Source organism: Bacteroides sp. HF-162 (assembly GCF_015679285.1).
Lineage (GTDB): Bacteria > Bacteroidota > Bacteroidia > Bacteroidales > Bacteroidaceae > Bacteroides > Bacteroides uniformis.
In genome coordinates this window covers 3853335-3866034 of record NZ_CP064937.1, presented here as the reverse complement: position 1 = coordinate 3866034, position 12700 = coordinate 3853335, and the positions used below count along the sequence as shown (strand labels likewise).

At 47.8% G+C, this 12700-nt stretch carries 13 protein-coding genes and 1 tRNA gene; 8 read left to right on the top strand and 6 right to left on the bottom strand.

Annotation, left to right across the window (positions count from 1 at the left end):
• Positions 1-14: 14 nt before the first annotated feature.
• Positions 15-2219, top strand: a complete 2205-nt coding sequence (gene bglX, locus ITJ87_RS16380; protein ID WP_117974357.1) for a beta-glucosidase BglX — start codon at positions 15-17, stop codon at positions 2217-2219.
• A gap of 68 nt (positions 2220-2287) precedes the next feature.
• Here bglX and pflA read toward each other — a convergent pair whose 3' ends face one another.
• Together pflA and pflB are read right to left on the bottom strand one after the other, a co-directional pair.
• The gene (pflA, locus tag ITJ87_RS16375) at positions 2288-3013 is read right to left on the bottom strand and encodes a pyruvate formate-lyase-activating protein (protein ID WP_005831659.1); all 726 of its coding nucleotides are present in this window, start codon (positions 3011-3013) and stop codon (positions 2288-2290) included.
• Between the two features lies 1 nt (position 3014).
• The gene (pflB, locus tag ITJ87_RS16370) at positions 3015-5243 is read right to left on the bottom strand and encodes a formate C-acetyltransferase (RefSeq protein WP_117965360.1); all 2229 of its coding nucleotides are present in this window, start codon (positions 5241-5243) and stop codon (positions 3015-3017) included.
• Between the two features lie 553 nt (positions 5244-5796).
• Here pflB and ITJ87_RS16365 point away from each other — a divergent pair.
• From ITJ87_RS16365 to ITJ87_RS16335, 7 genes are all read left to right on the top strand, one after another.
• A tRNA-Ser gene (locus ITJ87_RS16365) sits at positions 5797-5881 on the top strand.
• Positions 5882-6154: 273 nt separating this feature from the next.
• Positions 6155-7384, top strand: a complete 1230-nt coding sequence (locus ITJ87_RS16360; protein ID WP_007478215.1) for a site-specific integrase — start codon at positions 6155-6157, stop codon at positions 7382-7384.
• Positions 7385-7468: 84 nt separating this feature from the next.
• On the top strand, positions 7469-7999 hold the full coding sequence (locus tag ITJ87_RS16355) for an ORF6N domain-containing protein (RefSeq protein WP_007478213.1): 531 nt from the start codon (positions 7469-7471) through the stop codon (positions 7997-7999).
• Positions 8000-8633: 634 nt separating this feature from the next.
• The gene (locus ITJ87_RS16350) at positions 8634-9167 is read left to right on the top strand and encodes an antirestriction protein ArdA (RefSeq protein WP_007754113.1); all 534 of its coding nucleotides are present in this window, start codon (positions 8634-8636) and stop codon (positions 9165-9167) included.
• Positions 9168-9219: 52 nt separating this feature from the next.
• Entirely contained in the window at positions 9220-9432 is a 213-nt protein-coding gene (locus ITJ87_RS16345) for a hypothetical protein (RefSeq protein WP_007754115.1), read from the top strand.
• Between the two features lie 22 nt (positions 9433-9454).
• A complete protein-coding gene (locus tag ITJ87_RS16340) occupies positions 9455-9676 on the top strand; it encodes a DUF3873 domain-containing protein (RefSeq protein ID WP_007754116.1) in 222 nt (73 codons plus the stop codon).
• 11 nt (positions 9677-9687) lie between these two features.
• A complete protein-coding gene (locus ITJ87_RS16335) occupies positions 9688-10170 on the top strand; it encodes a hypothetical protein (protein ID WP_028728958.1) in 483 nt (160 codons plus the stop codon).
• 203 nt (positions 10171-10373) lie between these two features.
• Here ITJ87_RS16335 and ITJ87_RS16330 read toward each other — a convergent pair whose 3' ends face one another.
• Genes ITJ87_RS16330 through traN form a run of 4 tightly spaced genes read right to left on the bottom strand, consistent with a single transcriptional unit; the run spans position 10374 to position 12699 of the window.
• Positions 10374-10694: a hypothetical protein gene (locus ITJ87_RS16330; protein ID WP_007754121.1), complete on the bottom strand. Its 321-nt coding sequence runs from the start codon at positions 10692-10694 to the stop codon at positions 10374-10376.
• Between the two features lie 12 nt (positions 10695-10706).
• On the bottom strand, positions 10707-11165 hold the full coding sequence (locus ITJ87_RS16325) for a DUF3872 domain-containing protein (RefSeq protein WP_007754124.1): 459 nt from the start codon (positions 11163-11165) through the stop codon (positions 10707-10709).
• A gap of 13 nt (positions 11166-11178) precedes the next feature.
• On the bottom strand, positions 11179-11760 hold the full coding sequence (locus tag ITJ87_RS16320; RefSeq protein ID WP_007754126.1) for a conjugal transfer protein TraO: 582 nt from the start codon (positions 11758-11760) through the stop codon (positions 11179-11181).
• Between the two features lie 3 nt (positions 11761-11763).
• On the bottom strand, positions 11764-12699 hold the full coding sequence (gene traN, locus ITJ87_RS16315) for a conjugative transposon protein TraN (protein WP_053398660.1): 936 nt from the start codon (positions 12697-12699) through the stop codon (positions 11764-11766).
• Between the last annotated feature and the right edge of the window lies 1 nt (position 12700).

The following is a 12700-nucleotide window of genomic DNA, read 5'->3' as shown; positions in this document are numbered from 1 at the left end:
ACAAGAATGGCAGTATGAAAAAGATAATAATACTGATGGTTTGTCTGTGGGGACTTGGTAACACCTTTACCTCGGCACAAACTACGGAGAAGGAGAAATTCATCTCAAGCTTGATGAAGCAGATGACGCTGGATGAAAAGATAGGCCAGCTTGCACAATGCACCTACCGAGGGAATTTTACCGGACCCGACGGTGGAAATATTCCTAAAGAAGAGTATGTCCGGCAAGGCAGAATAGGCTCTATGCTGAATGTGATAGGAGTAAAGGATATACGCCGTTATCAAGAGCTTGCTTTGCAATCGCGTTTGCGCATTCCTTTAATTTTCGGACTGGATGTTATCCACGGCTATCGTACCGGATTTCCGCTTCCGCTTGCCGAGGCTGCAAGTTTCGATTTGGCCATGATTGAGGAAGCTGCATGCTACAATGCTTTGGAAAGTGCCGCCGATGGTTTGAACTGGGTTTTTGCCCCGATGGTGGATATTTCGTGGGACGCACGTTGGGGACGCGTCATGGAAGGGGCCGGTGAGGACCCTTATTATGGTTCTCGGGTAGCGGAGGCGCGTGTCAGAGGCTTGCAAGGAGACGATTTGGCAGACACGACGACTGTCATGGCATGTATGAAACATTTTGCCGGATATGGTGCACCGATAGCAGGAAAGGAGTATAATAGTGTGGATATGTCAATGGGCCACTTTGCCAATTTTTATATGCCTCCCTATAAGGCGGCCATAAAGGTAGGAGCAGCTACCGTGATGAGTGCTTTCAATGATTTTAATAATATTCCTTGTACTGCCAATGATTTCTTGCTCAACCGGCTATTGAGAGAGCAGTGGGGATTTAAGGGATTTGTTGTGTCCGATTATAATTCGGTAGAGGAATTGGTGAACCACCGTTATGCTGTTGACAAGAAAGATGCCGCAGCCAAAGCGCTGAATGCTGGTCTGGACATGGAGATGGTAAGTACCTGCTACTTGACTTATCTGAAGGAGCTTGTTCAAGAAGGGAAAGTAAAGGAGAGTGTGCTTGATGATGCAGTACGGCGTATATTGGAGAAGAAATATGAGTTGGGATTGTTTGAGGACCCTTTTCGCTACTGTAATCCGGAAAGAGCGGCCAGAATACTCAATGCGCCCGAAGTCCGTAATGCTTCGCTCCGTATGGCCGAGCGTTCCGTTGTATTGCTGGAGAATAGGGAATCTGTGCTTCCGTTGACGGCACAGACGAGGAAGATAGCCTTGATAGGAGGACTCTCAAAATCCCAGTACGATATGGCAGGTGCTTGGGCTGCCACTACGGACCGGAACAAAGTGGTGACCTTATATGATGCATTGGTCCGGAAAGGACTGGAGGTGAGCTATGCTGAAGGCTATGATATGAAGAGCAATCAGTTGACCGGATTGCAGGAAGCATTACAGGCTGCTGAGGCTTCGGATGTCATTGTTGTGGCGGTAGGCGAGAGATTCGGTCAGAGTGGCGAGAAGGCTTCCAAAGTGAATATAGCCATACCCGAGGGGCAGCAGAAGCTGGTGTCGGAACTGGCAAAGACTGGAAAACCTGTCATTGCTCTTGTCATGTGTGGGCGTCCGGTAATCTTCAATGAGATAAGGGAACATGCTGATGCGGTACTGTGTACTTGGTGGCTGGGAAGTGAGGCCGGCAATGCCATATGCAATGTGTTGTGGGGAGAGTATAATCCTTCGGCTAAATTGCCCATGACATTTCCTGCACACGTAGGACAGATTCCCATTTATTATCAGAATAAGAGCACCGGCCGCCCTACCGCATTGAAACAGACCTATAAGGCATCTTATATCGATGCTTCCACTGAGCCTGCCTATCCTTTCGGATATGGGCTTTCGTACACGGATTTTGGATATTCTGATTTGAAACTGCTGCCGGGCAAGGCTGCAGGCGTCCATACGGAGGTGTCGGTAAAAGTGACTAATACCGGTAAGTGTGCAGGAGAGGAAGTAGTTCAATTGTATGTGCAGGATAAGGTAGCCTCTGTTACGCGTCCGATAAAGGAATTGAAGGGCTTCAGGAAAATTCATCTGAATGTGGGTGAAAGCAAAACTGTAGCTTTTCAGATAACTGACGATGCACTGGGATTCTATGACAATGAGATGAATTATATGGTAGAACCTGGTGATTTCGTCTTTATGGTGGGTGGCAGTAGTGATGATGTACAGCAGATTACCTATAACTTGAAAGAATAGGATTCTTACCCTATAAATGAAAAGCAAGGCTGTCTGGAATCATATCCGGACAGCCTTGCTTTTCTGTTTTAGTTGGTTATCACATTCGTGAAATACTCTTTGAACAGTTTTTCTGCCCGTTCCAGTTGTTCCGGAGTATTTTCCTTCACTTCTTTCAATTTGTAATCCCATCCCATGGCTTCGTATTTGTGAACACCCAGACGGTGATAAGGAAGTATTTCCACCCGTTGTATCTGCTGGTATTTGCCAAGACTTTCACCCAGCAGGCGGGTGTCTTCTTCCGAATCGCTGTAACCGGGGACCAGTACATAGCGCAGCCAGAAGGGGTGTTCATGTTCTTCGAGCCAGGCAGCGGTGCGGAGTGTCTGTTCGTTGCTTCGTCCCGTCAGCGTACGGTGGCGTTCGGGATTGAATTGCTTGATGTCCAGCAGCACGAGGTCAGTCAGACTAAAGAGCTCTTCCACCTTTTCATTCCAGATGCCTCCGTTACTGTCCAGACAGATATGGATGCCGTTCGCCTTCAGCTCCTTGAAAAGAGGAATCAGCGCTTCTGCTTGCAGGGTAGGCTCACCGCCGGAGAAAGTAATACCTCCTTTCTTCCCGAAGAATGCCTTTTGGCTGATAGCCATTTGCAGAATCTCTTCCGGAGTGGTGGGAGTGCCTCCTTTTACATCAATCGTATCCGGATTGGCACAATACAGACAACGGAACGGACATCCTTGCAGGAAAACGACGAGCCGGAGCCCCGGCCCGTCGAATGTTCCCATACTTTCGTAGGAGTGTACATTTATCATATTACATTCTTTCGTGGAATGAACGGCTGATGACTTCCAACTGATGCTCGCGGCTCAACTTCACGAAGTTCACGGCATAGCCGGAAACGCGGATGGTGAGTTGCGGATACTTTTCAGGATGTTCCATGGCATCTTCCAGCATTTCGCGGTTCAGTACGTTTACGTTCAAATGGTGGGCACCTTTGGTGAAGTAGCCGTCCATCATGGTTACCAGGTTCTCTACACGTTCTTCCGGTGTCGGGCCCAGTGATTTGGGAACAATGGAGAACGTATTGCTGATGCCGTCCTGCGAGTCGCGGTAGCGCAATTTGGCTACGGAGCTCAAGGAAGCGATGGCACCGTTCTTGTCACGTCCGTGCATTGGGTTGGCACCCGGAGCAAAGGCAACACCTTTGGCGCGTCCGTCCGGAGTGGCACCGGTCTTCTTGCCGTACATCACGTTGGAGGTGATAGTCAGCAAGGAAAGGGTGGGACGGGCATTCTTGTAGACAGGCAACTTTTTCAGTTCTTCGCTGAAATAGTAAACGAGGTCTACTCCCAGGTGGTCCACACGGTCGTCATTATTGCCGAAGCAGGGGAATGAGCCTTCGGTGTCGAAACCTTCGGTCAGGCCGATTTCGTTGCGGCGTGCAGTGACTTTGGCATATTTGATGGCGGACAGTGAGTCTATGGCGATGGAAAGGCCGGCAACACCGTATGCCAGATTGATGCGTGGGTCGGTATCGATGAATGCCATCTGGGCTTTCTCATAATAATACTTATCATGCATGTAGTGGATGATATTCATGGCCTCGTTGTAGACACGGGCTATTTCAGTCAGTACCTTCTTGTAGTTGGCCATAACTTCCTCAAACTTCAGTGTCTCGCCGGTCAATACGGGAATACCTTTCACCATGACAGTTCCGGTGTTTTCGCAACGGCCACCGTTGATGGCGAGCAGCAGGGCCTTGGCAAGGTTGGCACGTGCACCGAAGAACTGGATTTGTTTGCCGATGGCTTGGTAGGATACACAGCAGGCGATGCCGTAGTCGTCGCAGTTGCGCACTTCACGCATCAGGTTGTCGTTTTCGTACTGAATGGAGCTGGTATCTACAGAAACTTTGGCGCAGAAATCCTTGAAACCTTCCGGCAGTTCGGGACTCCACAATACGGTCAAGTTCGGTTCCGGAGAAGGACCGAGGTTGTATAGCGTCTGCAAAAAGCGGAAAGAAGTCTTGGTGACTTTTACGCGTCCGTCGTTGAAACGGCCGCCAATGGCTTCGGTCACCCAAGTTGGGTCTCCGGCAAAGATATCATTGTACGACTGCATGCGCAGATGGCGTACCATGCGCAGCTTGATGACGAACTGGTCTATCAGTTCCTGTGCAAACGTCTCGTCAATCTTGCCGTGAGCCAAATCGTATTCGATGAAAATATCGAGGAAAGAAGATACGTTACCCAGTGACATGGCAGCACCGTCCTGCTCTTTGATGGCAGCAAGATATGCCATGTATACCCATTGCACGGCTTCTTGGGCAGATGTAGCCGGGTGGCTGAGGTCAAGCCCGTAATATTCACCCATTACTTTGATATCTTTCAAGGCTTTGATTTGTTCTGCCACTTCTTCGCGCAGGCGGATACGTGCTTCGGTCATCGGGCCTGTAAGGTTACGCAAGTCCTCCTGCTTGGCTTCGATAAGTCGGTCGATGCCGTAGAGTGCCAGACGACGGTAGTCACCGATGATACGTCCGCGGGCATAGTTGTCGGGAAGACCGGTCAGAAATCCCAATGAGCGGAAGGAACGGATTTCTTCGGTATATACATCGAATACGCCGTCGTTATGTGTTTTGCGGTAATGGGTGAAGATGTCTTTTACTTTATCGTCCACTTCCACTCCGTTTTCACGGCATGCTTTTGCTACCACGTTGATGCCTCCGAAAGGTTTGATGGAACGTTTCAACAGTTCATCGGTCTGCAAACCGACAATGAGTTCATTGTCCTTATCAATATATCCGGCTTTATGAGAAGTAATGGTAGATACGGTGCTATTGTCCAGTGAACGAACGCCATTGTTGTTTCTTTCTTCTTCGAGAGCTTTCAGACAGATGTCCCAGATACGTTTGGTACGTTCGGTAGGTCCCTGCAGAAAAGATGCATCTCCAGTATAGGGTGCGATGTTTTTACTGACGAAATCACTGACATTGATTTCTTTGCTCCAAAGCCCATTGGTAAAGGTTTTGTTCAATTCCATAAAATTTGTTTTTGTTAGTAGGTTAGATAATGTTATCCTTTAGAGCGCGCAAAAATACTGAATAAATTCCGTAATTTTATAAGAGAGATTCCCCTTTTTATGTTGAACAGCATAAAATAACTATTATTAGGTAGTGAATGTCCGGGGGAGTAGAGATGCTAATACTTTCTTTATATGTGGTTTACGAACAGAAACAAGAATCGGATAATAATCTGCATTATTTACAAATAATGTAGGTTTAAGAACAGTCGTATTCTGAACCTAATTCAGTCGTATAGTGAATGCCATTCAGTCGTATACTGAATAGGGTTCAATCGTATACTGAATGTGACTCTTTGTAAGCATACTGATATTCAGTAAGTTATAAAATATTATCTTGCCATTGATTAATTTTAACAAATAGCCTAAATGCCGTTATGTTCGTTCCGTAGTGGGTATAAACAAGAATTTTGGTATAATTGCTCTGTTTTTGTGCAGAAAAGTTTGTAGAATAAAAAATGATTTGTATCTTTGCACCGCTTTAAAAGAAAAGCACTTCTGAAAAAGAAGTTTTGGAGAGGTGGCAGAGTGGTCGATTGCGGCGGTCTTGAAAACCGTTGTGCTGCGAGGCACCCGGGGTTCGAATCCCTGTCTCTCCGCTGAACGTGCTGGACAGAAATGGTCAGCAAACGGACAAAAAGCTACAAATCAATGATTTGTGGCTTTTTTTATTGCCCGAAAGTCCTGCTTCCAAGACTTCAAAAGTACGGTAAAAGACAAAGTTTCGTTACTAAATCGTTACCTATTCCCCGCCGGACAAAAACGGTAACGATTTGTCCATAAATGACCTGATAATGACTTGATTAGTCCATAGTCTGCATAACTCGAAAACGAGAGGTAAAAATTAATTTTGCAACTAAAAAAAGTGAGTTATGAAATCGACATTCAAGGTTCTTTTTTATTTGAAGAAAGGTTCTGAAAAGAAAAACGGCGAGGTTATGATTATGGCACGCATCACCATAGACGGCAAACTTTGCCAGTTCAGTACGAAACAGAGCATCCAGCCCGACAACTGGAGCATTACTGCGGGCAAAGCCAAAGGCAGGGATGCCGGGAGGATAAACGCCCTTTTGGACGACATACGTTCTTCCCTGAATACCATTTACCACGAAATGCAGCGGCGTGACAATTACGTGACCGCCGAGAAAGTGAAAAACGAGTTCTTGGGACACAGCGAGAGCCACGAAACAATCCTTTCATTGTTCCAAAAGCACAATGACGATGTGAAGCAGCTTGTAGGCATATCCAAGACGATAGCGACCTACCGCAAGTATGAAGTGACCCGCCGCCACCTCGCTGAATTTATCCAAAGCAAGTACAACGTATCGGACATATCCATAAAGGAGATAAGCCCGATGTTCATTACCGATTTTGAGTTGTATTTGCGTACCGCCTGCAAGTGCGGCTACAACACCACCGCCAAGTTCATGCAGTTCTTCAAGCGTATCATCATCATCGCCCGTAACAACGGCATACTGGTGGGCGACCCTTTCGCCAGCTACAAAATCCGGCTGGAAAAAGTGGACAGGGGTTATCTGACAGAGGACGAGATTAAAATTATCCTTAAAAAGAAAATGGTTTCCGAACGGCTGGAACACGTCAGGGACTTGTTCGTCTTTTCCTGTTTCTGCGGTCTGGCATACAGCGATGTCGCCAATTTGCGGCAGGAGAATATCCAAAAGTCTTTTGACGGCAACCTTTGGATAATCACCAAGCGGGTAAAGACCAACACGGACGTGAATGTCCCCCTGCTGGATATTCCCAAGATGATTTTGAAGAAGTACAAGGGCAAGTTGCCGGACGGCAAGATACTTCCCGTAATCAGCAATCAGAAGCTAAACGCCTACTTGAAAGAGATTGCCGATATATGCGGTATTAAAAAGAACCTGACATTCCACCTTGCCCGGCACACGTTCGCCACGACCACCACGCTGTCAAAGGGCGTACCCATTGAAACGGTGTCCAAGATGCTGGGACACACAAACATAGAAACTACGCAAATCTACGCCCGCATCACCAACAGCAAGATAGGCAGCGATATGCAGGGGCTTGACAAGAAGTTTGTCGGCATTGAGAAGATTTACAAGGAAGTTGCCATGTAATCTTGATTATATGGAACTGGTCACAATTTGTGACCAGTCCTTACTATTATTCCAACATTGCTAAATCTCCTAAAATATACGATTATGGATTTGCAGATTATCCAAAACAAGATTTTTGAGGTCAGAAGTTGCCGGGTGATGCTCGATTATCATTTGGCAGAACTCTACCAAGTGGAAACACGAGCCTTGAAGCAGGCGGTCAAGCGCAATATCGAGCGTTTTCCGGGTGATTTTATGTTTGTACTCACCCAAGAGGAAGCTAACTTGCTGTTATCCACAGGGGTATCACAAAATGTGATACCCCCTGCTTACAACTTCGGCGTTGCTATGCCTATGGCTTTCACCGAGCAGGGCGTAGCCATGCTTTCTTCGGTTCTCCGCTCCAAAGTAGCCATAGAAGTAAACATTTCAATCATGCGGGCTTTTGTCCTCATGCGCCAAATGGCAATCGGTTACGAGGAACTGTCAAGGCGCATCGAGGAACTGGAGGTAAGCACCGATGCGCAGTTCAACGAACTGTACCAAGTCCTTACCCAGCTTTTGAGCCAGTCGAAACAACAGAAAGAACGCCGTCCGGTAGGTTTCGTTACCTATAACCGTGGCAAGAACGAATAGGTAACGATTTCGGTAACGAAATTCCACTTAATAACCTATATCCCAGCATTGTACATTCTTCCACCTTGCGGGCAGTCTACCGACTACCCGCATTTTTTATATCCTTTTCCAACTGGCACATTTCCCGAAACGCCAGCCGTGCGTGGCATGGCTGACTGTATTTCGTGAAAAGAGCCGTTGGAAACCCGCACAAGCGTATTGCAAGCAAGCTCACAACACCCTTGCCTTTCCCGCCCGCATGGAGTGTTCCCTAAAAGATGAAAGAGAACAGGCACTTTTCCCCAGTTTCCCTATTTGTAAATCTTCCTCTTACGCAGTCCCCCAGCCGGGACAGTCGTTTTAATCATTTCAATAGGCAAAGGTAGTTACGTGTTCTTCACGATTTTGCAAGGTCGAGCCGTTCCGGTTTGGCGAAAAAATCTTCCCTGCCTTGCGAGGTATTTTTTGCCCAAAACCTTGCAAACTCTAAACACTACCCTTTTACGCCTATGTGAAACGAAAACGACCGACCCGACCGGAAGACGCATAAAAAAAAAGTCGGATTTACGGGAAACAGGAAAAAAATTCAGTGAAACTTCAACTCCCTCACCTCTCAAATCCGCATAAAATTAAAAACTTAAAAAATTACAGCAATATGGAAGCAAAGGTATTATCGGAAGCAAAAGTTTATGTAGGCACTTATGCCAAGTACAACAACGGTTCATTGTCCGGCGCATGGCTCGACCTTTCGGACTATTCGGACAAGGAAGAATTTTATGAAGCCTGCCGGGAACTTCACAAGGACGAGGAAGATGCGGAATACATGTTTCAGGACTGGGAGAACGTGCCGGAGGGCTTAATCGGCGAAAGCTGGATTTCTGAAAACTTCTTCGCCCTGCGTGATGCGGTGGAGGATTTGAGCGACACCGAGCAGGAAGCCTTTTTCGTGTGGTGCAACTATAAAAGCCATGATTTGGGCGAGGAAGATGCGGACGACCTTGTACGTGATTTCCGGGACGAGTATCTGGGTCAATATGACGATGAAGAAGATTTCGCCTATGAAATTATCGAGGAATGCTACGACCTGCCGGAGTTCGCAAAGACCTATTTCGATTATGAAAAGTTCGCCCGTGACCTTTTTATGTGCGATTACTGGTTTGATGACGGTTTTGTGTTCCGTGCGGCATAACAACCAATCCGGGCGGGGTGTCAAAGCCCTGCCCGTTAAAAACGACCAAGCGATGAAACGGAAAAGCATTTATAAAATCCTTTGGCGGGTGTTGCTGCTCTGCCTTGCATGGCGGTTTACCAGCGTAGCCGGAGCAGGCACGGCGATAACGGCGTATATCGTGTTTTGTGCCGCCCGTTTCCTGCTCCGGGTCTGCCTTTCAGCCCTTTATGCGCTGGGCGTGGCTCTGCTTTTCCTGCTGTTGCTTTCTTTACTGATATTATAACCATTAAAAAAAATAGAACATCATGCAGTCACTTAACAAAAACGGGGTAAGCATTACCCAAACACCGGGAGAAGAAAAGTTCGTGAAATGCTGTTTAGGGGCTTTCAGGGGACAAATTTATTATCAATATGACTACCGCCACACGGACGGCGAACTTTTCAGCACGGTAGCCAAAACGCTGGACGAGTGCCGCCGCAGGCGTGACGAATGGATAGCGAAGAAGAACGGAGTAATAAACAAGTAAATTTTAGGGACATGAAAACAACAGAAGTAAACAAGGAGCTTATCGGCAGGCGTTGCGAGTGCATTTTTACGGGCTTAATGGTAACGGGCGTTATCGAGGACACAGAAGAAAACGAACACACCATAGAGGTAAAAGTCCGTTTCGACCACCCGCACCAGTGGGGCGATGATTTGTATAATGATGTGTGGGCGTGGGGGCGCAAAATAGACGAGTTCGGCACGCTGCACCATTTGCAACTGTTGGAGGATAAACCGGACTTTCAGATAATGACGGTAGTTTTCGGCGAACCAATCAGCCGGATAGACCGCAGTGTTTTTGAAGATGTTGCAACGTGGGGTGTCTGTTCCCTGCAAGGCTGGGTAAACAGCTATGAAAGTGTCCGGTTTGTAGCTATAGACGACCATACGGCAATCATCACGGGCGAATATAACATGGAGCAGGTAAAGGTGTGGTTAGAGAAATACACGTCCATAAAGAGCCTTAAAACCAGTTGATAGAAAACGGCGGCTGCTTGCCGCCGTTACTTTCTTCCGTGAGCCTGCCAGCGGGTGAAGAAAGTAACAAAGAAGCCTTTCGTTTTCCCTATCATGGAAACATCCCGCCGATGCTTCCCGGCGGGATGTCTGCCCGATATTTACGCTTTGCGTATCATTCCATACCCGGTTTCCCAAGAGGATGATAAAAACGAATGTCGCAACTATAAATCCTCATAGTGAATAAATTTTACACCAAGTATGCACACGGTTTCTTCTTCCTCGATGTCATATTTCCATGTCCGTTTATTGACAAGCATTTCCGTGTCGCAATCGAACCATTCCATTACAGGCGCATCATCTTCTTCGTCCGCCCATTTGAAAACCTGATTGGACGGCGTTTTCCATAATTCAGCACTGTCACGTTCGGAAATACAGTCCTTGTCCATAATGATGATGTCACCTACTGCCGGAACTGTATCTGTTTCCAACGTGGTTTCTATGTACCACGAGATGCCTTCTATATCCAATTCTATTTTTACCATGTCGTTTTATTATTAGGGGGTTATTGTTTCCGTTTCTTCTTCGCTGTTGTCATTATTAAATGATAGTGTAAGTTGCTGCATCTGCCCGAAGCTGTCGATGATATAAATGTCAATCGTCTGCTGGTCGGTCGATGCCGAGGTGTAGTAGAGCCAGAACGTTTCTTTCTCCAGCGGGTAGAGGTCATTGGGCAGGAACACCGTGCCGTTATCCATTTCCAGCTTCCCTTTGCCGTCCGGCTGGAAATACCTTATCTGATAGGTAGTCGGCTGGTAATAGCCGCCACGCACCAGTCGGCAGCGTATTTCGGCGGTTTCCCCGACTTTCAGCCTTTTGGGTACTGGCAGTGTTTCGATGCTGAACGGGTACGCCTGCTGAATATCCAAGTTGTCATTACAGGCGGTGACAAGCACGAGGGCGGCCACGATGTAGCAGCCCATGATGATTTTATACATTACATTCTTCATATACATTATTATATAGCGGTCAGTTGATAATGAATTTCAGTCCCAAAGATACCTGCGTGTGGAACTTGCCTATGTCCGAGCCGAACAACGCCCGTTCCCTTGCACTGACAAGCAAGGCTATCCGGTCGGTCAGGTAGGCTTCCAGTTCCAGCGTCAGCGCACCGCCGTAGATGAAGCAATCCTTATCCAGCAAGGTAGAGCCGTCCGGCAGCAGCTTTTCGCTTCGGTTGCTTGTTTCGTACCCGGCGAGAGCCGACAATCCCAATGAAAGGAAAAAAGTCTTTCGCCTGTCCGATAGGAATTTCAGGTAATAGCCGCCCTCTGCGGTGAACTGTTCTACGGGTATCTGCATATCCTTGTAGTCATACTTCTTGTGCAGGTATTCGCCGCCAATCACCCAGCGGTTGGCGTTCTTGGTGTAAACGCTGTACGCCGCCCCGATGTGGTAGGCAAAATCCGTGTCGGAGTTCCAATGCACCCCGTCCGCCATGCCCGCCGTGACTTGCAAGCCTTTCATGCCCGGCAGGTATCTTTGCGCATGTGCCTGAAACGAGGTCAGGCACAGCGCAAAGAGCATCATTATAAAGATGTGTCTTTTCATTCCCTATTTGATTTTTAGTTCGTCAATCACTTCTGCGTTCACGATGTCGGCGTTTTCCACCCGTATGGTCTGATGCCGCCCGCCGTTCTTCTCGTAGAGTTCCACGACCAGCAGCTTGTCGTCAGGAATGGTAAACTTCGGCAGGGCGTACACCGTGCGCACGGTCGATTTCCCGGCAATCTCTATCACCTCGTTGTAGCTGCGTACCGCATCCAGTACCGTTTCCTGAATAGCCGTGCGTTTGGGCACTTTTTTATCGGTTATCTTAAACCTGATGAAGTCCGTGTCGAAAGGCACGTTGGAACTGTTCTTTGTCTGCGTGTGCACGTAGAGCATCCCGTTATAGGTGTAAATCCCCTTGATTAAGAACTGTATGCCGAAACGCTTGCTACCCAAGTGGCGCACTTTCCGGTCATTGTTCTTGTAGATGCTCTGCATTATCAGCTTCACCAGCAGCGGGCTTTCATTCCCCAGTTCCCGGAAATGGATGTTCATCCGGGTATGCGAGAAGTCGGACGTATCTTCATTCTCCAAGAAGTCCTTCATTTCGATGTTGAGCATTTCCGGTTCACGGGCGTACTTGGCGTTGAACGAAAAGAAACTGCCGTCCTCGCAGATAACGGAGAAGTTCGTTTCTCCCGGAAAGCCCTCTGTCGTGGCTTTCACCCTGATTACGTTCTCCGCACCGTCCGCCTTGCCCGCTATGATGTGGTTGCTTCCCAAATCGACATAGCGGACGGCGGCGGGGAAGATGATATGCACCGTCTTGGCAAAGGTCACTTCCACGCCGTAGGGCGTAACCATTTGGCGGTACGGGAGTTTCCGGGTAATCCCCCGGTACAAGTCGTTGCCAGCCGCATACTTCACGGTGTCAGCGGTTTGTGCGTTTGCCGCACACACGCCCAGCAAGAGGGCGAACAATCCAAAAATCTGTTTCATT